General features: G+C 72.0%; 14 protein-coding genes. 7 read left to right on the top strand and 7 right to left on the bottom strand.

The features are described 5' to 3' along the window. Positions 1-408: 408 nt before the first annotated feature. Positions 409-756: an ANTAR domain-containing protein gene (locus ACF08B_RS04030; RefSeq protein ID WP_392315923.1), complete on the bottom strand. Its 348-nt coding sequence runs from the start codon at positions 754-756 to the stop codon at positions 409-411. Between the two features lie 133 nt (positions 757-889). Here ACF08B_RS04030 and ACF08B_RS04025 point away from each other — a divergent pair, with 133 nt between their 5' ends. Continuing rightward, the gene (locus tag ACF08B_RS04025) at positions 890-1843 is read left to right on the top strand and encodes a helix-turn-helix transcriptional regulator (protein ID WP_392315922.1); all 954 of its coding nucleotides are present in this window, start codon (positions 890-892) and stop codon (positions 1841-1843) included. A gap of 67 nt (positions 1844-1910) precedes the next feature. Here ACF08B_RS04025 and ACF08B_RS04020 read toward each other — a convergent pair whose 3' ends face one another. The 4 genes from ACF08B_RS04020 to ACF08B_RS04005 form a co-directional block, all read right to left on the bottom strand. Then, entirely contained in the window at positions 1911-4466 is a 2556-nt protein-coding gene (locus ACF08B_RS04020; RefSeq protein WP_392315921.1) for a discoidin domain-containing protein, read from the bottom strand. 138 nt (positions 4467-4604) lie between these two features. After that, positions 4605-5408 (bottom strand): inositol monophosphatase family protein, encoded by an 804-nt coding sequence (locus ACF08B_RS04015; RefSeq protein ID WP_392315920.1) that lies wholly within the window; start codon positions 5406-5408, stop codon positions 4605-4607. A gap of 91 nt (positions 5409-5499) precedes the next feature. Beyond that, positions 5500-7290, bottom strand: a complete 1791-nt coding sequence (locus ACF08B_RS04010; protein ID WP_392315919.1) for an RICIN domain-containing protein — start codon at positions 7288-7290, stop codon at positions 5500-5502. 149 nt (positions 7291-7439) lie between these two features. Then, positions 7440-8648, bottom strand: a complete 1209-nt coding sequence (locus ACF08B_RS04005; protein ID WP_392315918.1) for an FAD-dependent oxidoreductase — start codon at positions 8646-8648, stop codon at positions 7440-7442. 157 nt (positions 8649-8805) lie between these two features. Here ACF08B_RS04005 and ACF08B_RS04000 point away from each other — a divergent pair, with 157 nt between their 5' ends. Continuing rightward, the gene (locus tag ACF08B_RS04000; protein ID WP_392315917.1) at positions 8806-9813 is read left to right on the top strand and encodes a Ppx/GppA family phosphatase; all 1008 of its coding nucleotides are present in this window, start codon (positions 8806-8808) and stop codon (positions 9811-9813) included. 79 nt (positions 9814-9892) lie between these two features. Beyond that, positions 9893-10459, top strand: a complete 567-nt coding sequence (locus ACF08B_RS03995) for a hypothetical protein (RefSeq protein ID WP_392315916.1) — start codon at positions 9893-9895, stop codon at positions 10457-10459. 30 nt (positions 10460-10489) lie between these two features. On the opposite strand, the gene ACF08B_RS03990 is transcribed toward ACF08B_RS03995, so the two are convergent. Next, entirely contained in the window at positions 10490-13129 is a 2640-nt protein-coding gene (locus ACF08B_RS03990; protein WP_392315915.1) for a glycosyl hydrolase, read from the bottom strand. A gap of 1074 nt (positions 13130-14203) precedes the next feature. Here ACF08B_RS03990 and ACF08B_RS03985 point away from each other — a divergent pair. The 4 genes from ACF08B_RS03985 to ACF08B_RS03970 all read left to right on the top strand — a co-directional run bounded on the left by ACF08B_RS03985 (position 14204) and on the right by ACF08B_RS03970 (position 19156). After that, entirely contained in the window at positions 14204-16375 is a 2172-nt protein-coding gene (locus ACF08B_RS03985) for a TIM-barrel domain-containing protein (protein ID WP_392316038.1), read from the top strand. 131 nt (positions 16376-16506) lie between these two features. Then, positions 16507-17721 carry a chitinase gene (locus ACF08B_RS03980; RefSeq protein ID WP_392315914.1) on the top strand — a complete coding sequence of 405 codons (1215 nt, stop codon included), beginning with the start codon at positions 16507-16509 and terminating at the stop codon, positions 17719-17721. A 112-nt stretch (positions 17722-17833) separates the two neighbouring features. After that, positions 17834-18610, top strand: a complete 777-nt coding sequence (locus tag ACF08B_RS03975; RefSeq protein WP_392315913.1) for a polysaccharide lyase family 7 protein — start codon at positions 17834-17836, stop codon at positions 18608-18610. A gap of 90 nt (positions 18611-18700) precedes the next feature. Beyond that, positions 18701-19156 carry a hypothetical protein gene (locus tag ACF08B_RS03970; RefSeq protein WP_392315912.1) on the top strand — a complete coding sequence of 152 codons (456 nt, stop codon included), beginning with the start codon at positions 18701-18703 and terminating at the stop codon, positions 19154-19156. A 107-nt stretch (positions 19157-19263) separates the two neighbouring features. Here ACF08B_RS03970 and ACF08B_RS03965 read toward each other — a convergent pair whose 3' ends face one another. Next, positions 19264-22638: a pyruvate carboxylase gene (locus ACF08B_RS03965; RefSeq protein ID WP_392315911.1), complete on the bottom strand. Its 3375-nt coding sequence runs from the start codon at positions 22636-22638 to the stop codon at positions 19264-19266. Positions 22639-22882: the final 244 nt, after the last annotated feature.

The following is a 22882-nucleotide window of genomic DNA, read 5'->3' as shown; positions in this document are numbered from 1 at the left end:
GGGTCGAACACGGAAGAAAGGGTCGGCACGGCTGCCGTACCGAGGTCCCCGGGCCGGGGCGTCCGAAACCGGTAACCATGGGAGATTTCCGGTCGGGGTGAAGTCGGGCCGTCTCCTGATCGAGTGCCGGGGGCAGGCCCGCCGGACGCACGGTCCGGTCCCGGAGACCGCCGGACGGGGCCAAGGCCCGCCTGCCGGACGAGTCTTCGTCAGCGGGGCCGGCTTCTTGACCCGGGTGGCGGGCGCCCGTCCGGCCGCCCGCAGAGGCCACCCTATGCGCCGGCCGGCACGCCCGCAGTTCGGGACGTACCGGTCACGTACGCGCCATGACCCGCAGGGTCTGCGGAGCCGCGTGCGCGGGCCCGGGAGCACCTGGCCGGCACGGCGGGTGTGCGGACGTAGGGTCCCTCAGCGCGACCGGCCTCCGCTCAGCTCCGTCCGGCCGTCCCGGCCGTCGGTCCCGTCCCCGCGTGCCTGCGCGACGGCGGCGAACAGGGCCTGGCGGACCGCTTCGGGGAGGGTGCCGCTCGCGGGCCACCGCACCAGGGTGTCCGCCACCTCCCGCAGCTTGATGTTGGTGTGCTGCGAGATGTGTTTCAGGGCCTTCCAGCCCTGCTCGGGGCTGAGACCGCCGGCGGTGATGACCACGCCGATCGCCTGGTCGACGACGGCGTGCGAGACCACGGCCTGCCGCAGCTGGTCGACTTCCTCCTGGAGGAGTCTCAGCCGTTCCGCCTGCTCGTCGTTTCCGATCATGTCGTTCACCCTGCAAAGCCATGTGCGCCAGGAACAGCCGCCAGGCGAAGGACATCGCAAAAAGTTGTCCAGAAAGCGAAAAATACCTGGTCAGACGGCACATGCGGGGTGGTTCAGGGGGCATTTGTGGGGGATGGAATCGCTCACCTTCGACAGTCGTGACCTGGGGGTCACGGAGGACTTCCTCAGCCGTGCCTACGCCAGGATGCGCATCGGCAGTGGGACACCCGGTGCGAACCGCGCGCGGATCCGGCGGGCCGGTATCCCCGCGGTGAGTGTCGACGACCTCGCGCTGGACTTCGAGATGAGCTACTCGGTGACGCCGCTGGGCCGGATCTGTCTCTGCGTCGTCCACGAGGGCACGGTGCGGGACCACGGCTACCACGGGGTCGAGGACGAGTTCGGGCCGGGTGACGTGGTGCTGTTCGCCCCGCCGGACCTGCCGTACGCGGGACGGATCTGCAACGCCCGCTACACCATCACCATGCTGGACCCGGCGCTCCTCGGCCAGGTGGCCGGTCGCGAGGACGGCGCGCCTCCCGTGCGGCTGACCGGGCACCGTCCGCAGTCGGCGGCCGCGGCCCGCCACCTCGCGCGCACCATCACCCACCTGCGCGAGGGCGTGCTGTCGGATCCGGAGATCGCGGACCAGCCGCTGATCGCCGCGACGGCGGCCCAGTACCTGGCGGCGAGCGTCCTGGCCGCGTTCCCCAGCACGGCGCTCGCCGAGCCGACCGCCGCCGACCGCAACGACGCGCATCCGGTGATGCTGCGCCGGGCCCTCGCCTTCATCGACGACCACGCGGACCAGCCCGTCACGGTGGCCGACATCGCCGCGGCGGCGCATGTGACGGTACGGGCGCTGCAGTACGCCTTCCGCCGTCATCTGGACACCACCCCGCTGGCCCATCTGCGCCGGGTGCGGCTCACGCACGCCCACCGGGACCTGGTGGCCGCCGACCGGGGCGGCGGGACGACGGTGACGGAGGTCGCGGCCCGCTGGGGCTTTCACCATCCCGGCCGCTTCGCGGGCCTCTACCGGGACACCTACCGCAGATCCCCGCACGAGACCCTGTCCGCCGACTGAGGAGCGGTCCGGGAAAGCGGCCGTTCCGGGACGGGAGCTCGGCCCCGTCCCGGAACGGCCGCGCGGACTACGGGAAGGACGTCACCTTGGAGGGGACGGTGCTGGTCCCCGAGGTGGGTGCCCCGGTGTTGTTGACGACGTGGGCGTACTGGCCCATGCCGCCGAGCGAGATCACCTGGAGGTCGTGCATCCTGATGCCCGGGGTGGTGGGCACCTGGAAGCCGTGGGCCTGCACGATCGACGGATCGGCCGTGAAGTTGCAGTAGCTGCCCAGGCCCCAGGCCTCGTGGATGGTGACGGTGTCGGCGACCTTGTAGGCCGCGTAGCCGACGATGCCGTCGTGGGTGACGGCGGCGGCGTTCGGGACGTCGTACGCCTTCTCGTTCTGGAAGAAGATCGTGCGGCCACGTTCGCCGTTCCAGTAGACGTCGTACTTGTTGAAGTGCTCCACGAACAGGCCGGTGGCGAGGACGTCGTCGCCGTTGACGCGCAGTCCGTAGTCGGCGCGGTTGGTGTCCCAGCCGACGCCGCTGCCGTGGTCGGCGCGCCAGATCCAGGTGTGGTCGATGATCACGTCGTCGCTGTCGACGACCACGGAGTCGGTGGCGAGGCCGGGACCGGCACCGCCGACGCGGACGAACACGTCCTGCATGGTGGTGGGGTTGGCGGAGTGGTCGGCGCCGGCGCCGGGGGTGCCGATCCGCAGCAGGGTGGTGGAGTTGACGGAACCCGCGTCGATGAGGAAGCCGGCGAGCCTCACGCCGTCGACGTCGGCGACGTGCATCGCGTCGACGCCGTTGTCCGGGACCAGGGTCGCGAGGCCGAGCCCGAGCACGACGGTGTCGGCGCGGGTGACGTCGATGGTCCGGTCGAGGTGGTAGACACCGGGCGTGAACAGGAGGTTGAGGCCCTGGGCGAGGGCCGCGTTGATGGTGGCGGCCGTCGCGCCGGGCTTCACGACGTAGAACTGGTCGAGCGGGAGGGACGTGCCCGCGTTCGCCGGCCAGGACACGCCCCGCGCGTTCGTGCGCTTGGCGGGGACGAACACCTTGTAGGCGGAGCCGTCGAGGTAGAGGAAGGGCTTCTCCCGCGAGACCGGGGTGTTGTCCAGGGTGGTGTACGGGCCGTTGTCGAAGTCGGTGGCGGGGGCGCCCTGGACGCCGGAGAAGGTCATGTTCCACACGCCGTTGGTCCAGCCGCCGACCGAGCTGTCCCGGGTGTACCACTGCTGCTGGGAGTACGGGCCTACGGTGCCGTCGATCTTGGAGTCGGCGATGTAGCCGCCGGAGGCCCAGCCGTAGCCGTTGGGGGCGAGGTTGAGGCCGCCCTTGACGTGGATGCGGCGGAACGGCGCGGCCTGGGCCACGGCCCAGCGGTCGGTGCCGTTGGACGGGGTGATCGCGAGGTTCTCCGCCGAACGCCAGAAGTTCTGGGTGGCATTGCCGTTGAACCAGCCGGCGTCGACGGTGACGTCACCGTTGATCTGGGTGTCGTCGGGGTTCAGGCCGAGTCCGGAGATCGAGGTGTAGAAGCCGATCTGGGCGTTGACGCCGTTGTAGGTGCCGGGCTTGAGCAGGAACTGGTAGCGGCCGGAGCCGAACTGGGCGGATTCCTGCTGGGCGAAGACCTGGTCGAACTTCTGCTGGAGGTTGGGGGTGGAGGGGTCCACGACGATGACGTTCGGGCCGAGGTCGCCGCCGCCCTGGACCGGCGGGGTGCCGGTGGTGCCGGTGTGCACGGCGACCTCCCACAGGGAGTAGCCGTAGCCGGTGCCGCGGGCGGTGCCGTGGATCCGGACGTGCCGGCCGGAGCCGCTGACGTCGTAGGACGCGGTGCCGCCGGTCGCGCCGGTGACGCTCTTCAGGGTGTTCCAGCTCTGCCCGTCCGACGAGGTCTGGATCTGGAAGTCCTTGCCGTACGCGGCCTCCCAGGCGAGGTCCACCTTGCAGATGTCCTGGACGGAGCCGAGATCGACCCGCACCCACTGCGGATCGGCGGCCTGGCTGGACCAGCGGGTGCCGGGGTCGCCGTCGAACGCGGCGGAGGCGGGGGTGCCGGCGTTCTCGGTGGAGGAGGCCGAAGCGGCCCTGCCCTTCGCGGCGTTGGCGGTACCGCAGTCCGGCTGCGTCGTCGACGTCGATCCGAAGACCTGGAACTCCCAGAGGGAATAGCCCCATTGCGTGGCCCGGTGCACGCCCTGGAGGCGGACGTAGCGGCCCTGTCCGCTCACGTCGACCGTGTCGGTGCCGCCGTCCGAACCGGTGACCGACTTCAGGTCGGTCCAGGTGGCGGCGTCCTTCGAGATCTGAAGCCTGTAGTCCTTGCCGTAGGCGGCCTCCCAGTTCAGGACGACCCGGGTGACGGAGGCGGTGGCGCCGAGGTCCACCTGGAGCCACTGGTCGTCGCTCGCGGCGGAGGACCAGCGGGTCGTGGTGTCGCCGTCGACGGCGGCGGAGGCGGGGGTGCCGGCGTTCTCGGTGGAGGACGCGGTGGCCGACTTCCCCTGGGACAAGGGGGTTTCGGCCGCGGCGGCGGGACTGTTGCTCAGCGGGAGGGCGATCAGCGCGGCCATGGCGGCCAGGGCGACACCCAGGGGTCTCAATCGTGCGCGATGTGGACTCATGCGGCGGCTCCATGCGGCTGCGGGGGCCGGAGGACCGGCCCCACTACTTAGTTCATGTTTTGATTTAAGTGGTGAACCAAGCGGGCCACAAGTCTTCGGAAGCCAAATCCTTCGAACCGCGTTGCCGGGGCGATGACTTCAGCCGGTGGAGCGGATCAGGTCCAGCAGTGCCGCGTGCGTCCCGGCGTCGGCGGCGGCGACGAGGCCGCCCGCCCCGGTGAGCACGGGCTCGCCGTGCAGACCGGTCACCGTGCAGCCCGCCGCCCGGCACAGCGCGATTCCGGCGGCGAAGTGCACGCTGTCGCGCAGATCGCCGTCGGTGACGTAGGCGGCCCTGCGCCCCGCGGCGACCCACGCCACCGCCAGGGTGCTGGAGATCACCCGGGGCCGGAACCGCTCGGTGAAGCCGGGCTCGCCCAGCAGGCGCACGGCCCGGAATCCGGGCGCGCTGGGAAAGGGCGGGTCGAGGTTGACGTCGACCAGCGCGGAACCGGCCGACGGGGTCACCTCCTCATCGGTGCCGTCCCGGCGGACCCGGGCGCGCACGCCGTCGGTCCAGAACACCTCGCCGCTGAAGGGGTCGGCCGTCGCCGCCGCGGTGATGGCGGCGCCCTCCCGCAGGGCGACGTTCACGCCGACGAGCATGGTGTGCACGGCGTAGTTGAGGGTGCCGCACAGTGGGTCGACCAGCCAGCGGCGGTGTGCGCCCGCGGCACCGGTGCGTCCGCTCTCCTCGCCGGTCACCGCGTCCTGCGGGCGGGCTTCGCGCAGGATGTCCACGATGGCTTGCTCGGCGACGAGGTCGGCGGTCGTCGCGAAGTCGCCGGCGGACTTCTCGTGGCGCGCGAGGCGCTTGCCGTACAGGTCGCGCACCACCGCCGCGCCGGCCAGGGCCGCGGTCACGGCCAGTTGTGCGTCGGAGGCCCCGTTGATGATCGACATGGGCGCAGGATAGGAGGAAGTCACGGCAGGAGCCAGGCAGCCGGCTCGGGCCCGCGCGGCCGGAGTGCGCCGGGCGGGCCCGAGCCGCCGTTCACCTCTCGACCGGGGTGAGGGTCAGGAGCTGTTCGGCTCCGGTGCGGCCGGCGCCGACGGAACTGCCGCTGCGGTCGGTCCAGTTGCGCACCGGTGTGGTCTCGGCGAGCCGGCCGGACCTGGCGGAGAGGCCGAGCACGAGGCCGCTGTACCGGTTGACCAGGTGGCAGGCGCCGTCGGCTGAGGCGTCGGGGATCACGAACCACTGCTGCCCGACGGTGGGTCCGCCGCCGCGCTCCGCGGTGACGGTCGGCCTGGCGCCCCAGGCGCGGCCGGCCGCGGTGGTGGAGTCGACGCCCAGGAGACGACCGCTCGCCGCGTTGGCGACGGTGAACGCGCCGTCGCCGGTCGGCCGGAAGAGCCACGCGTCACGGCCGGATCGCGTGGGCTTCGCGATCGAGGTGGTGGCGGAACCGGACGCCTGGGCGAGGTACCGGCCCGCACCGCCGGCGATACGGTGCGCGCGGCCGGTGTCCACGGGCGGGGCCGCGGGGGCGGAGGATTGGACGGTGAGGTCGACGTACTCGCCGGAGGCGTCGTGGGAGCAGCCGAAGGAGCAGTACGACCGGAAGCTCTTGCCCACGACGGCGGAGGAGGTGCGGTTCGCGCCGTCCAGGAACCAGCGGTACCAGGAGGCGTTGGTGTACCCGCCGGTGCCGCCGATGAGCCGCCACTTCTGGGTGGCCAGGTCGTCGGTGGCGTACAGGTACTGCGGTGAGCCGCCGCTCTGGTCGACCGCCTGCGGGGTGCCGATGTACAGGCCGAGGTAGGCGTCGTAGGCGATGTTCATCACGAACAGCGGCGAGGTCGGCGGCATCTTCCCGGCCGCGATCTGCTCGGCGGACGTGCCGGTGTTCGCGGGGTCGTACTCGTCGGTGACGGGGGTGTAGCCGGAGGGGTGGCCGGTGTCGGCCGGGACGATGTTGCTCTCCCGGCCGCCCGTTCCGGGCTGCGTCCAGGCACCGTCGTACCACTTGCGCCAGGAGCCGGGCGCCATCTTCCCGGCGATCGGCGCGCGGGCCACGTGCTCGTAGAACGCCTTCCAGCTGCCGCCCTTGTCGACGATCCGCGAGCCGTAATAGACGTAGAAGTAGCCCGAGGCGGTGTCGACGAACAGGCGCTGGTCGCCGTCGCCGTAGGAGTACGTCTGGTTCGGGAAGGCCGCCGTGTCCCCGCGGCCGGTGCTGTACGGGGACGTGATGACATGGTCCTCGATGCTCCAGGTGCGGCCCTGGTCGGTGGAGACGGCGTAGTCGATGGCGTCGTAGTGCAGTCCGTCGCCGAAGGGACGCGGGGTGAACTCGTTGTGCACCAGGCCGTACCAGTCACCGGTGTCCGGGTCGACCCACACCCCGGACAGGTCGCAGTAGTTCTTCCTGGCGTAGCCGGAGCCGCTCGGGGCGTACGTCGCCGCACGGCCGGTGGGGCTGTTCTCGCACCGCCAGGTGGTGTCGTCGTTGCGGTCGGCGGGGTTGGCCGGGTCGGCCGCCTCGCTGAGCTTCTTGTCGTAGCCGGCGGTGTCGAAGTCCTTGCCGGTGTAGAAGTCCCAGACCCGCGGGTCCTGGGCGCCGTAGAGCGCGGCGGACTGCTGGTAGTGGAAGGTGCCGTCCTTGTCGATGAACGCGGTGGCGGGGGTGTCCGTGGGATGGGGGAAGGGCACGGGGGTGCCGACGGTCACGCTGTAGGTGGCGCCGGCCGGGACCGGGGCCGCCGGGGAGGCTGTGCCACCGCCCAGGACCAGGGCGGCGGCCGCGGTCACGGCGCCGCCTGCTCTGCTCAAGAGTCGCACGGGTGCTCCTTGTCGCCGAAGGGCCGGTTGCACGGAACGATCCGGCGCCGGCGGATTCCCCGGCAATGGACTCCAGTGCTCCGCCTCTTGCACTTTCGCAAGCGGACGCACCCCGGTCGTGCCCGGGTGTGCGGGCGGGAGCGCGCCGGTCAGTCCGCCGCGGGCGGGGCGGCCGGAAGGGCGGTGTCCCAGGCCAGTTGGCGGATCAGGTCCTCGTCCGGCGCCGTGGGACGGGCCGCTCCGCCGGCCGGACCGGCCGCGGGTTCGGTGGCCGGGCGGGACGGGGTGCGGGTGCCGCGGGAGATGCCCCCGCTGACGGTGATGTTGTGCTCCGCCCGCGGGCGGCGGTGCCGCTCGTACGCGGCGAACGCGCCGCGCGGGTCGGGCAGGTCGCGCAGGGCCTTGGCGAGGACGACGGCGTCCTCCAGGGCCATGGAGGCTCCCTGGCCGGTCGCCGGGGAGGCCGCGTGGGCGGCGTCACCGATGAGCAGGACGCGTCCGGAACGCCACGTGGCGCCCAGCGGCAGCTCGGTGGCGTTGGTGACCATGATGCCGTCGTCGGCGGCCTCGACCAGGTCGGCAGCGGGCGTGGCGTCCTTGCGCAGCAGCGGCAGCAACTGCCCGCGCAGGGCGGCGGACGGACCGCCAGAGGCGCCGGCGGGCAGCGGGTCTCCACCGGCCCGGGCGAACCAGTACGCCTCGCCGGCCGGCGACACCGCGTATCCGAAGGCGGCCTCGCTGCCCCGCACCATGGTGATGGTGCCGTCGGGACCGGCCACGGGGGCGGCGGCGGTGTAGCCGTAGTAGACACGCTGGCCCGCGTAGACGGGTCTGACGCCGGGTGTGATGAGCCGCCGGACGGTCGAGTTCAGCCCGTCGGCGCCGACGAGGAGGTCCCCGGTGGCGCTCGTGCCGTCGGCGAAGCGGGCGGTGACACCGTCCGGGCCGTCCGTCACGGACTCCAGCCGGGCGCCGTGGCGCAGCGGGATGCCGCGGCGGGCGGTCTCACCCTGGAGGGCGGCGTTCAGCTCGCCGCGGCGCAGGCAGCGGTAGCGCAGGGCCGGGTCGGCGGCCTCGCCGAGCGGTGCGTGCGCGGCCTCGGTGCCCTGGTGGTCGAGCAGGCGCAGGGAAGTCAGCGGAAAACCGACGGCCGTGACGGCGTCGGTGGCGTCCAGCTGGGCCAGGGCCCGCATGCCGTTGCTCGCCAGGGTCAGGAAGGCGCCGATGTCCTCGGCCGTGTCGGGGTGGGACTCGAACACGGTGACGTCGAACCCGGCCTTGCGCAGGCCCAGCGCGGTCGCGGTGCCGGCGATCCCGCCGCCGATCACCAGGACTTTCGTGACAGCCGTTCTGGTCAAGTACCGCTCCCCTGCCGACTGTGGTCGTGCCCATCTAAGGGCAGGGCGGGCCGTATGCGCGCATAGGGGGCCGAGATCCGGACAGCTCCGGGAGGCTGTGCACCGGCACGCCCCCCGTGCGAGGCGTCGAGGTCGTCGAATTGGGTACTTCCCGGCCATGCGGGTGAGTGTGGTGGACGCGGGGTCGAACACGGTCAGACTGGTGATCGCGGATGTGGAGGGGGGTGTTCCGCTGCCGGTGCACACCGTCAAATGGAAGCTGCGCCTGTCCGAACATGTCGGTCCGGACGGCACCATCGCCGAGGAGGCGGTGGAGCAGCTGGTCAAGGCGGTGGCCGCGGCGGGCGCGACGGCCCGGCGGTGGCACGCCTCGGGGCCGCTGGCCTTCGCGACGGCGGTGGTGCGCGGCGCGCCCAACCGGCAGGAGATCCTGCACCGGGTGGCGTCGTCGACCGGGATCCGTATGTGCACGCTGCCGGGTGAGACCGAGGCCGAACTGACCTTCCTGGCCGCGCGGCGCTGGCTGGGCTGGAACGCGGGCCCGCTCGCTCTGCTCGACATCGGCGGCGGCTCGCTGGAGGTGGCGTTCGGCAGGGGCCGGCTGCCCGACTTCGCCGTCTCCCTGCCGCTCGGCGCGAGCCGGCTGACGCGGGAGCACTTGAGCGTCCAGGACCCGCCCGGGCCCGGTGAACTGAAGGAACTGCGCCGCCGGATCCGGCACGAGCTGCGGGACGTGGCCTCGCGGATCCGCTGGGAGCGGCCGCGCACCGCCGCCGTCACTTCGCGTACGTTCCAGCAGCTGGCCCGGTTGTGCGGGGCCGCACCGGGGCGGTTCGGCCCGTTCGTGGAGCGGGAGTTGGTCTGCGGGGACCTGGGCGAGGCGGTGCGCCGTCTCGCCGCGCTGCCCACCGTCGAGCGGGCCCAGCTGCCCGGGATCTCCGCGCCGCGCGCGGCCCAGAGCCTGGCCGGGGCGGTCGTCGGGCACACGGCGCTCAAGCTCATGGGGCTGCGCCGGGCCGTGGTCTGCCCCTGGGCGATCCGCGAGGGCGTCCTGCTGCGCTACATCGAGGACGGCGCCGACTGGTGGACCGACGCCACCGGCTCCGACGGCTCGGACGCGCCGCCCCCCACGGCGACCCTGCGCATAGCCGGTCCGCCCGCGTAGCCGGTGCCCGGTTCCGTGCTCGCGGCGGTGGCCGAGGCATGCTGGTGGGGAGCGGACCGAGACCGGGAGGTGGGCCGGCATGCGGTGGTGGACCCTGGGGTGTGCGGTCGCCGCGATCCTCGTGGTGGCCGGGTGCGGGGCGTCGTCGGAGCGCGGTGGGCAGGCCGGTGCGTCCGCAGGCGGGTCGGCCCGGCCCCCGCAGTCGGCGTCCTCGGCCCAGGGGTCCTCGCCGCCCGGTTCCCCGGTGTCCCCGGGTGTCTCCGTGCCTGGTTCCTCGGCCGTGCCGGATTCATCGGCCGTGCCGGGCCGCTGCCTCGCCGGACGGGCCGAGCTGGCCGTCTCCCCCGGCGATCCGGTACGGCGGCGGTTGTGCGTGCGGCCCGGGACGGTGGTGACCCTCGTGCTGCGGCCCCGGGTGGACGACAAGCGCTGGGAGGGGGTGCGGAGTTCGGCCCCCGCCCTCGTCGTCGCGTCCGGCTGGCGCCTGGACGCCGACGGCACCGCGCACGCCGCCCTGCGCTCCGCGGGCGCCCGGGGAGGCGAGGCCCGGGTCACCGTGGCCGCCAGGGCGCCGGACGTGGCGGGTGCGGCCCGCCCGGTCCTCACGCTGGACGTGCGCGTGGTGCCGTACCCGCGGCAGGGGTGACCCGGCACCGGCCGGATCACCCCTCGGCGCTCAGCGCAGGTGCCTCAGCCTGACGGAGTAGATGCCCCGGCCGTGCGTGGCGGCGTACAGCGTGCCGCCGTCGGGGCTCGTCTTCAGCTGGAGGACGGCGACGGCCGGCAGGTCGCCGACGCGCTGCCAGGTGGTGCGGCCCGGCGCCCGGTACACCACGCCGAGGTCGGTGGCGACGGCGAGGCCGCCGTCCGCCGTGACCAGCGCGGAGTCGGTGGGCACGTCGGGCAGGTTGGCCGAGATGTCCTTCCAGGTGGTGCCGCCGTTCGTGGACTCGAAGACATGGCCCACGCCGGCGCCGGGACCCTCGGTCCAGTGCCGGGAGAAGCCGTTGACGGCGAGGAAGACGTGGTCGGCGTTCTTCGGGTCGACGGCGAATCCGCTCAGATAGCGGTTGGGTACGGTGCCGTCGACGGGCAGGGTGATGTCGTGCCAGCCGGTGCCGTCCGCGTTGCCGACGGCGATGCCGCGGGCGAAGCCCTGGTTGTTGCAGGGGCCGCACCAGGCGGCGTAGATCCTGCCGCCGGAGGCGGCGACGGCGGTGGCGTACCGGCCCGCGCCGAAGTCGTGCGCGCTGGTCCACTCGGAGCCGCTGCGGATCGCGTAGCCGTGGTTCTGCACCCAGACGTGACGGCCGCCGGCGACCCAGGCGGCGGGGTTCTTCAGGTCGGCCGCGAGCGGCGCGATGAAGCGGGCCTCACCGGTGGCGTTGTCGGGCGGCGCGACACCGTACGAGGTGGCCTTGGCGGGATCGCTCACCCAGCTGCCGTCGTTCACCGCGCAGTTCTGGGTGACCTGGACGGCGAGGTAGACGTACTCCTCGGCGATGTTGCAGCCGTTGCCGGGGTCGGTGAGGGTGTCACCGCCGTCGCCGCCGAAGTTGGAGCCCATCACCTTGTCGTCGCTGCGCAGCACGGACTGGCCGTTGTCCTGGAGGCCGCCGGTGACGGACAGGCCGCCGTGGTCGGGGTCCTTGCCGATGCCGACCGAGTAGTACTGGAGCGTGTCGATCGTGCCGTCGTTGAGGGACGTCCAGTCGGTGGCGTGGCCGGAGGCGTCCTGGGAGCCGTCGACCGGGCGCTTGTAGACGCCGCCGTCGTTGCCGACGTACACGTACGACTTGCCGTGGTGCCGGCCGATGGCCACCCCGTGCTGGTCGGAGTGGGTGGTCTGGTGGCAGTCGCCGGTCTGCTCGGCCGGGTCGATGCGCCAGCAGGAGAAGCCGAAGTTCCAGTACGGGCCGACGGTGGACCAGGTGCCGCCGCCGTCCTTGGTCTCGTAGACCTCCTCCAGGCCCGCGTAGACGTGCCGCGGGTCGCTCGGGTCGACGGTGAGGAACTGGTTGTACCAGGCCTGGACGCCCGGCATGAATCCGGGTGAGGTCAGCGCCGAACCCGTCGCGGCGAGGCCCTTGTAGTCGGCGATCTTCGTCCAGGGCCCGGTCGGCGAACCGGACTTGGAGACGAAGATGCCCTCCAGGCCGCTGTCCGGGTTGGTGTTGAGCTGCTCCGGCGACTGGTCGATCGCGTAGTAGCGGGAGCCGTCGGCGGAGCGGGCGAAGGTGACGCCGCCGACGCCGTCCGCGTCGGCCGGCAGGTCGCCGAGGCCGCTGGTGATCCGCGTCCAGGTATGACCTGACCTGGTGTAGAAGCCGTTGTAGTCGTCGCCGCTGCGCCAGCCGATCGCGAGGACCACCTTGGCGGGGTCCTTGGGGTCGACGGCGATGTCGTTGGCGATGTTCTTGTACGGGGCGTCCGGGTCGTCGGCCCGCGAACCACCCGGCAGGAATTCGGGGTTGGGCGCGAACTCCAGTTTCCACGCGCCGCTCAGCCTGCGCGTGGAGTGGCTCCACACGCCCTCGCTGGTGGCCGCCCACACCTTGCCGCCGCCGAAGCGGAGTTCGTGGACGGTGGTGCTGTCCAGCTCGTCGCCGCCGACCCGGCCGCGCGAGGAGAACGTGCCGTGGTGGGGGTGACTGAGGACGTACACGCCGCTGCCGAGGTAGGCGTCCGCGTTGGTGGTGGCCTCTCCGGTGCCCAGCCACAGCCGGCCCGATCCGTCCAGTGCGAGGGCGCCGGTGGACTGGGCGGGGAGCCGGTCGCTGATGGGCCGCCAGTGGCCGCCTCCGCCGCGCGAGCGCCAGACGCCGCCGCCGGCGCTGCCCGCGTAGACGTAGCCGTGGTCGTCGGCGGCCACGGCGGCCATCCGGCCGGTGACGTCGCCGGACCCGCCGCTGGAGTTGGAGTCGATGTCGCGGTAGCGCCGGTCGTCGGAGTCGTACGGCAGGCCGGTGAGGTGGCGCCAGTCCCCGCCGGTGCTCCTGAGCCTGGTGAGGTCCTGCCAGGCGGCGCCGTAGGCGCCGGGTGCGACGACCCCGGGTGAGGTACGGGCCTCGGCGTACTGGTCGGCGCCCTCGGCGATCTCGTTCGCCTCGTTGCCGTCGTCGTCGTCCGCCGCCAGGTGCGGTGCGACGGCGCCGGTCGACTGCTCGCGTTCGTGGGCGAGTTGAGCGAGGACGCGCACTCCGAAGGGGTTCACCCCTCGGCCGGACGCGGCTGACGGGGGGATCATCGCCAGTGCTGCGGACGCGGTGAGCGCACAGACGGTGAACCACCGTCTTCTGCGGGTTGGCACGGACACCAGGCCTCCCGGATCGGGTGTCGACACTGCTGACGCAGGAGACCCGACCACAAGGACCGGTGCACGTCCGGCATTTGGCCGATTCTTGACAAGTACCTGCCAGTAACGGAGCAGTCGGCAGTCGTGCGGCCGCCCCCTCCCCGACGTTGCCCGGGCGCCCGCCCGCGCACACGCCGGGCCGGCCGGGCTCTCCGCGAGCGGGCGGCCGCGGGCCGGTCACGAGTCGCGCGACCTGCCCGGCACCGGACGACCGGGACGGCTCCGCAGGCCGCCCACCGCCTCCAGCTGCCGGTCGGCGGGGTCGCGCGGCCCCGGGTGCACGAGCACCGCGGTGCGCGGACCGCGGACCGACCCGCAGTTCACGCGTTTTCAGCCAGTCCTCAGCAGCAGTGCGGTTCGGCGTCGTAGTCGGTGAACCAGGCCACCGGCACCGCGCCGGACCGGAGCCCGGATGCGCCGAGCCGGTCACGGTATTGACATGAACCTGCGTCAACCCTGAGGCTTCGTGCGTGAAGTTGCTCGAATGACGGCGATTTCAAGCTCTTCCGAGCATCTTCTCCAAGGACAGACAATCCGCAAGGGTGCGAGGGGAGCTGTTCCGCCGTGCGAAGACTCCGACATCGTGTGCCGTGGCCGGCCTGGGTGCCGCTGGGGCTGGCGACCGCCCTGGCCGCGACCGTGCTGGCCGGCCCGGTGCCCGCCGAGGCCGCCGCCACCGCTTCGGGAGCCCTACTGGATCCGGCCCACAGCAGCGTCGGCTGGCGCAGCCCGGTCTACGCCAAGGGCACCGGCGGCGGCACCGAGAGCTGCCCCGACGCCGCCGCCGACCCCGAGAACAAGGTCTGCGACCGCTTCGACCTGACCGTCTCGGTGCCGGACGGCTACTGGGACGACAACCCCGAGGGCGGCGTCCCGCTGTCGGTCGAGTGGGACAGGCCCTCGGCCGACTTCGACCTCTACGTCTACGACGACCACGGCAAGCAGGTGGCGTCCAGCGCCGGCACCGCCGACCCGGAGGCCACGGTGATCCCGCGGGCGTCGGGCACGTACCACGTGGTCGTCGTCCCGTACGACGTGCACGACGACTCCTTCACCGGCACCGCCTACCTGCCCGCGACCACGGACGCCGGTGACCTGACGTCCTTCTCGGGCCGTGACGGCAGCTACACCATCGGCGCGGGCGGCCTCACGGCCCGTGCGGACTTCCTGAAGGGAGGCAGGCTGCGCCTCCAGGCCGACCCGTCGGGCTCGCTGAGCGATCCGGCCGGGACCGCCATCGTGCGCGAGCGGCCGGAGCCCGAACGGCGCACCTCGTCCTTCGACGCGGGCGACTACTACGGCATCCGCTCCCCGGACGCCGTCCTGCGGGTGTACAAGAAGCCGCTGCGGTTCGGCCTGTACAAGCCCGACGACCGTACCCGGATCTGGCAGGAGGACAAGCCGCTGCGCTGGTCGACCGGCGGCATGCGGCAGAGCCTCGCGCGGGGCGCGGACGAGCAGTTCTTCGGGGGCGGGGAGCAGAACGGCAGCTTCGCGCACCGCGGACGGACGATGTACGTGGCGAACAGCTTCGACTGGAACGAGGGCGGCTACAACAACTCCCAGCCCTTCTACCTCTCCAGCGCGGGCTACGGCGTCTTCCGCAACACCTTCGCGCCGGGCGTGTACACCTTCGGCTCGCCGGTCACCACCGGTCAGCAGGAACGCCGTCTGGACGCCTACTACTTCCTCGGGAACGCCAAGCAAGTGATCGGGAAGTACACGGCGTTGACGGGCAGGCCCTTCATGCCGCCGGTCTACGGCCTCGAACCCGGCGATTCCGACTGCTATCTGCACAACGCCAACCGGGGCGAGCGGCACACCCTGGACGCGCTGAAGGTCGCCGACGGTTACACCGAGCACGACATGCCGCTCGGCTGGATGCTGGTCAACGACGGCTACGGCTGCGGCTACGAGAACCTGGAGCAGACCGCCAAGGGCCTCGCGGACCACCACGCCCAGCTCGGCCTGTGGACTCAGGACGGCATCGGCAGGCTCGCCGACCAGGTCAAGGCCGGCCAGCGGGTGGCCAAGCTGGACGTGGCCTGGGTCGGCAACGGCTACGAGTTCGCGCTGGACGCCTGCGACGCGGCCAAGAAGGGCATCGAGGACAACAGCGACGCCCGCGGCTTCGTGTGGCTGCCGGTGTCCTGGGCGGGCGCCCAGCGCTGCGGGGTGCTGTGGTCCGGCGACCAAAAGCTGTCCTGGGACTACATCCGCTGGCAGATCCCGACCTACGCCGGGGCGACCATGTCCGGCATCGCCTACAACACCGGTGACGTGGGCAGCATCTACCGCCACGACGCCAAGATGTACACCCGTGACCTCCAGTGGAAGGCCTTCCTGCCGGCCGTCATGACCATGGACGGATGGGCGAGCGACATCACCACGGGCAAGCCCGCCGATCAGCAGCCCTGGCTGGACGGGGAGCCGTACACCTCGATCAACCGCAAGTACCTCCAGCTCAAGGAACGCCTGCTGCCGTACATGTACACCCTGTCGGCCCAGGCGGCGAGAACGGGCGTGGGCGCGGTGCGACCGCTCTGGCTGGAGTACCCGGGCGACCCGGACACCCTGGGCGGACAGGCGAAGTACGAGTTCCTGTCCGGCCCCGACTTCCTCGTCGCACCCGTCTACCAGGACTCCGGCACCCGCGACGGCATCTACCTGCCGAAGGGCACCTGGACCGACTACTGGACCGGCCGCACCTACCGCGGGCCGACCACGCTGAACGGCTACCACGCCCCGCTGGACACGCTCCCGCTCTTCGTCCGCGAGGGCGCCGTCGTGCCCATGTGGCCGAAGGGGACGACGAGTTGGCAGAACCGCGACCGGCACGAGCTGGACTGGGACCTGTACCCGGCCGCCCACGGCACGAGCCGCTACACGCTGTACGAGGACGACGGCGTGACCCGCGACTTCGCCAAGGGCGCCGCCGCCACGCAGCGGGTGTCGGTGCGCGCGGACGCCCGGGGGACGACCGTGCGGGTAGGCGCGAGCCGGGGCGACTACGCGGGCAAGGTGGACGCGCGGACGTACCGGTTCACGGTGCACGGCGGCTCCGCACCCGCACGCGTCCTGCTCGAGGGCCGTCAACTCCCGCGCACCGCTTGGTCCTACGACTCGGGCAGCCGCGTCACGACGGTCACGACGCCGAGCCGGCCGCTGGACCGGGACTTCACCGTACGGCTGGTCGGCGGGAGGTAAAGAGATCGTATGGTCTAGTCCAAAGAGCGAGTTGGTCTAGTCCAACTCATTGACGTGACCGCAACACCTCCCAGAGGGTGGGGCTCCCCCGCTCAGGGGCTCTCCCCCACCCCACCCTCTGGAGGCACGCAGTGAGACGTCTTCGGGCATGTCTGGGCGCGGCCGCGGCCGTCACGCTCGCCGCCGCGGGCACGACCGCCCTGGTCGCGAGCAACGCCTCGGGCGCGACGAGCGCGCTCGGCAACCGCTGGTACGCCGCCGCCCCGTACCTGATGCCGCTGGACAACGACCCGCCGGACCCGGCCGCGATCATGGACGCGACCGGCCTCAAGGCCTTCCAGCTGGCCTTCGTCCTCGCCCCGAACGGCGGGGGCTGCACGCCCACCTGGGGCGGCACGGCACCGGTCTCCTCGGACACGGCCGTGCAGTCGGTGATCGACACCATCCGGGCCAAGGGCGGCGACGTCTCCGTCTCCATCGGCGGCTACGGCGGCACCAAGCTCGGCCAGGCCTGCTCCGACGCCGCGTCCACGGCGGCGGCCTACCAGCAGGTCATCACCAAGTACGGGCTGCACGCCATCGACTTCGACCTGGAGGAGCCGGAGTACGAGAACACCGCGGCCGTCCGGAACGAGATCGGCGCCGCGAAGATCCTCCAGCAGAACAACCCCGGACTGTACGTGTCCGTGACCACGGCCGGCACGGCGGACGGCACCGGCTGGTTCGGCAAGCAGATGCTGCTGGAGGCCAAGTCGCAGGGGTTCACCCCGAACAACTTCTCCATCATGCCGTTCGACGGCGGCTTCAACGGGGCGGCGAGCCAGACGAGCGCGCTGACGAACTTCAACGCGATCCTGCGGTCCACCTTCGGCTGGGACGAGGCCACCGCGTACGCCCACGAGGGCTTCTCCGGCATGAACGGCCGCAGCGACACGGGCGAGTACTTCAGCCAGGCGGACTTCCAGACCGTGCTCGACTACGCGACGAGCCACCACATGGACCGGTTCACCTTCTGGTCGCTCAACCGCGACCGGCAGTGCACCCCGGCCGACAACGGCGGCCGCACCTCGGGCACGTGCTCCAGCGTGACCCAGAACTCCTGGGACTTCGCCAAGTACTCGGTGAAGTTCGCCGGGGTCACCCCGCCCACCGGTACACCCACTCCCACTCCCACCCCCACCCCGACGCCGACGTCCTGCAAGACGGCCTGGAACGCGTCCGCGGTGTACACGGCCGGCAACGAGGTCTCGTACGCCAAGCACAACTGGAAGGCCAAGTGGTGGACCCAGAACGAGACGCCCGGCGCCGCCGAATGGGGGCCCTGGCAGGACGAGGGAGCCTGCTGAACCTCTTGACGTGCCTGGTTCAGACCTTTAACTTCTCGGGTCACCGGTGACCAAGGATGCGTTCAGTGTTCATCATGCTGAACGCATCCCGGTCCGACGAAGGGACCCCCACATGACCCGACCCCGGCTCCTCACGGCGAGCGTCACCGCGGCGCTCGCCCTGGCCCTCACCGCGCTCGGCACCGGCGCCGCCGACGCGGCCGATCCGCACGTCGCCCCCGGTGGCAACTTCGACCTGTCGGTCTGGCAGCTCCAGGAGCCCGTCGGCTCCCCCGGCAGGCCCACCACCGTCCCGTCCTCACGGCTCCAGGGCCCGAACGGCTACCAGGACGCCTACTTCTCCACCGACACCCGTGACGGTGCGATGACCTTCTGGGCGCCCGAGAAGGGCGTCACCACCCCGAACTCGAACTACGCCCGCTCCGAGTTGCGCGAGATGAACCGCGACGGCTCGGCCGCCGACTGGGCGCTCGCCGGCTCCCACCGCATGAGCGCGACGCTGCGGGTGGTGTCCGTGACCAAGAACGTGTGCGTCGGCCAGATCCACCTGGGCTCGGGCGGCTCCTCCACCAAGCCGCTGCTGGAGCTCTACTACCACGCGAACGGCGACATCGTCCTCGGCACCGAGAACTCGCCGTCGGGCGGGCAGACCCCGCACACCGTCGGCCATGTGTCCGTCGGCAAGACCTGGAGCTACACCATCGCCGTCTCGGGCGGTAACACCGTCGACCTGACCGTGAACGGCACGACCACGCACTACGGCATCCCGTCGTCGTTCAAGCCCTACAAGCAGTACTTCAAGGCCGGTTCCTACAACCAGTCCTCCTCGGACAGCACCACGAAGGGAGCCCGGGTCGCGTTCTACGGGCTGACCGTCTCCCACGGCTGACACACGGTCCGACCTGCGCGATTGGTGCATTCGGGCGTACGGTCGTAGCGTCAATGTGGCGTCCGACACAGCACGACGGCGGGAGCGGACATGCGCGGATCACTGGTGGGAACGGCGATCACCCTCGCGGCGGGAACGCTGCTCACGGCGGCCATGACGACGGCCACGGCGAGTCCGGTGACCACCGCGGGACCGAAGGCCGTGTCCCAGGCGCCCGTGCTCGTCGACTGCCAGTGGCGGCGCGACTACCGCCCGGTGGACTTCATCCTCGCCTGCGGTGACGGCAACAGCCGGCTGTCCGGCCTCCAGTGGAAGCACTGGAACGCCGAGGGCGCCATGGCCGTGGGCGTGAACATGGTCAACGACTGCAAGCCGTACTGCGCGGCGGGCACCTTCCGCTACTACCAGGTGACCGTGCGCCTGGACCGTCCGCAGGCCTGGAAGAAGGACCCGAACGTCCAGCACTTCACGCGGATGAGCCTCACCTACGCCGACGCCCGGCCGGAAGGCTACAAGCAGGTCATGACCTATCCGCTCTGGGACTGACACGCCGAAGGGCGCGCAGCCGCCCGCAGCCCGACGCCGCTCGCCGCGGCCGGAACGTTCCGGCCGCGGCGAGCGGCGTCACGAGCGGTCTCCGCCCCGCGCGCGTGTCAGCCGATCTCCGCCAGCAGGTCGCCGCCCTCCACCTGCTGGATCCGGTTGATGGCCAGCCGGGACACCCGGCCCGCCTTCGGAGCGGTGATCGTGGCCTCCATCTTCATCGCCTCGATGGTGGCGATCGTGGCACCGGCGGCGACCTCGTCGCCCTCGGTCACGGCGAGCGTCACCACACCGGCGAAGGGGGCCGCGACATGGCCCGGGTTCGACCGGTCGGCCTTCTCCGTCACCGGCACGTCGGAGGCGGCGGCCCGGTCACGTACCTGAATCGGCCGGAGCTGACCGTTGAGCGTGGACATGACCGTCCGCATACCGCGCTCGTCGGCCTCGCCGACCGCCTGCAGCTCGATCAGCAGCCGGACACCGGGCTCCAGGTCGACGGCGTACTCCTTGGCCTGGCGCAGGCCGTAGAAGAAGGCCTTGCTGTCGAGGACGCTGGTGTCGCCGAAGGACTGGCGGTGCGTCTCGAACTCCCGTGTCGGCGCGGGGAACAGCAGCCGGTTGAGGGTGGTCCGGCGGTCCTTCGCCAGTCCCTCCCGGTCCTCGGTGGACAGTTCGGGGGCCGGCTTGGCGGCGGTACGGCCCTGGAGCGCCTTGGTGCGGAACGGCTCGGGCCAGCCGCCGGGCGGGGTGCCCAGCTCGCCGCGGAGGAAGCCGATCACCGAGTCGGGGATGTCGAACCGGTCGGGGGTCGCCTCGAAGTCCGCCGGGGAGACGCCGGCGCCGACCAGGTGCAGCGCGAGGTCGCCGACCACCTTGGAGGACGGGGTGACCTTCACCAGGTGGCCCAGGATCCGGTCGGCGGCCGCGTACATCGCCTCGATGTCCTCGAAGCGGTCGCCGAGGCCGAGCGCGACCGCCTGGGTGCGCAGGTTGGACAGCTGGCCGCCGGGGATCTCGTGGTGGTAGACGCGCCCGGTCGGGGAGGCGAGCCCCGCCTCGAACGGGGCGTAGATCTTCCGCACGCCCTCCCAGTAGGGCTCCAGGTCACCGACGGCCTGGAGGTCGAGTCCGGTGGGCCGTTCGGAGTGGTCGGTGGCCGCGACGATCGCCGACAGCGACGGCTGGGAGGTGGTGCCCGCCATGGACGCCACCGCGCCGTCGACGGCGTCGGCACCCGCCTGGATCGCGGCGAGGTAGGTGGCGAGCTGGCCGCCGGCGGTGTCGTGGGTGTGCAGGTGCACCGGCAGGTCGAACTCCCGGCGCAGCGCCGAGACGAGCTTGGCGGCGGCGGGGGCGCGCAGCAGTCCGGCCATGTCCTTGACGGCGAGGACGTGGGCGCCGGCCTCGACGATCTGTTCGGCGAGGCGCAGGTAGTAGTCGAGGGTGTACAGCCGCTCGGCGGGGTCGCTCAGGTCGGCGGTGTAGCAGAGGGCGACCTCGGCGATCGCGGTGCCCGTCTCGCGCACGGCCTGGATGGCGGGGCGCATCTGGCCGACGTCGTTGAGGGCGTCGAAGATGCGGAAGATGTCGATGCCGGTGGCGGCGGCCTCCTGCACGAAGGCGTCGGTGACCTCCGTGGGGTACGGCGTGTAGCCGACGGTGTTGCGGCCGCGCAGCAGCATCTGGAGACAGATGTTGGGCACGGCCTCGCGGAGGGCGGCCAGCCGCTCCCAGGGGTCCTCGGCGAGGAAGCGCAGCGCGACGTCGTAGGTGGCGCCGCCCCAGCACTCCAGGGACAGCAGCTGCGGCAGGGTCTGGGCGACGACCGGCGCGACGGCGAGGAGGTCCTTGGTGCGCACACGGGTGGCGAGCAGGGACTGGTGGGCGTCGCGGAAGGTGGTGTCGGTGACGCCGATGGTCGGCGACTCGCGCAGGTGCCGCGCGAAGCCCTCCGGGCCCAGCTGCACGAGGCGTTGGCGCGACCCGGCGGGCGGCTCGGCCTGCGGCAGCGGGGGCAGCTTGGTCAGTGGGTCGAGCAGGTCGGGCCGCTCGCCGTGCGGCTTGTTCACCGTCACGTCGGCGAGGTAGGTCAGCAGCTTGGTGCCCCGGTCGGCGGAGGACCGGGCGGTGAGCAGGTGGGGGCGCTCCTCGATGAAGGAGGTGGTCACCCGGCCGGCCTGGAAGTCGGGGTCGTCCAGGACCGCCTGGAGGAACGGGATGTTGGTGGCCACACCGCGGATGCGGAACTCGGCGACCGCGCGCCGCGCCCGGCCGATCGCCGCATGGAAGTCCCGGCCCCGACAGGTCAGCTTGACGAGCATGGAGTCGAAGTGGGCGCTGATCTCCGTGCCGGCGTGCGTGGTGCCGCCGTCGAGGCGGATGCCGGAGCCGCCCGGCGAGCGGTAGGCGCTGATCCGGCCGGTGTCCGGGCGGAATCCGTTGGCCGGGTCCTCGGTGGTGATGCGGCACTGGAGGGCGGCGCCGCGCAGGGTGATCCGGTCCTGGGCGAGGCCGAGGTCGGCGAGGGTCTCGCCGGAGGCGATCCGCAGCTGGGCCTGGACCAGGTCGACGTCCGTGACCTCTTCGGTGACGGTGTGCTCGACCTGGATGCGCGGGTTCATCTCGATGAAGACGTGGTTGCCGTCGCGGTCGAGCAGGAACTCCACGGTGCCCGCGTTGCGGTAGCCGATCTCGCGGGCGAAGCGGACGGCGTCGGCGCAGATCCGGTCCCGCAGCGCGGGGTCGAGGTTGGGGGCGGGCGCCAGCTCGATGACCTTCTGGTGGCGGCGCTGGAGCGAGCAGTCCCGCTCGAACAGGTGGATGACCTCGCCCTCGCCGTCGGCGAGGATCTGCACCTCGATGTGGCGCGGGTCGACGACGGCCTTCTCCAGGAAGACGGTCGGGTCGCCGAACGCGGACGCGGCCTCCCGGGAGGCGGCCTCGATGGACTCGCGCAGCTGATCGGGGGCCTCCACGCGGCGCATACCACGGCCGCCACCGCCCGCGACCGCCTTGACGAAGACGGGGAAGCCGATCTCCTCGGCGGCCCGTACCAGTTCGTCGACGTCGTTGGAGGGCTGGGAGGAACCGAGCACGGGTACGCCCGCGGCGCGGGCGGCGGCGACCGCGCGCGCCTTGTTGCCGGTCAGCTCCAGCGTCTGCGCGCTGGGCCCGACGAACGTGATGCCGGCGTCCTCGCAGGCGCGCGCCAGTTCGGGGTTCTCGGACAGGAAGCCGTAACCGGGGTAGACGGCGTCGGCGCCGGCCCGGCGGGCGGCGGCCACGATCTCCTCGACGGAGAGGTACGCCCGCACCGGGTGCCCCGGCTCCCCGATCTCGTACGCCTCGTCGGCCTTGAGCCGGTGCAGCGAGTTGCGGTCCTCGTGCGGGAACACGGCGACCGTACGCGCGCCGAGTTCGTAGCCCGCCCGGAACGCGCGGATCGCGATCTCTCCACGATTGGCGACCAGCACCTTGCGGAACATCCTGGATTCCCTTCAGCAGCTGCCTGCCGGCGACGAACACCCTGGTGTCAGCCACGCCTGGCCGTATCTCGCGGCCACCCTAGGGGGTGTCCGCATGTGTCGACGTGCGAAAACCATCACATTGACGGGGTGGGCGGCGCCACAGGGACACACCGTCCGCGGTCCTTGACCACCGCTCGACGTGCCGACGTCACCCGCATCGCCCCCTTCGGCCGCCCGAGGGCGGAAAGATCCCCCGGACGGA

This window comes from Streptomyces sp. NPDC015139 (genome assembly GCF_043079785.1).
Classification (GTDB): domain Bacteria; phylum Actinomycetota; class Actinomycetes; order Streptomycetales; family Streptomycetaceae; genus Streptomyces; species Streptomyces albidocamelliae.
Note: the sequence above shows the minus strand (reverse complement) of the source record. Positions and strands in the feature narration are given on the sequence as shown.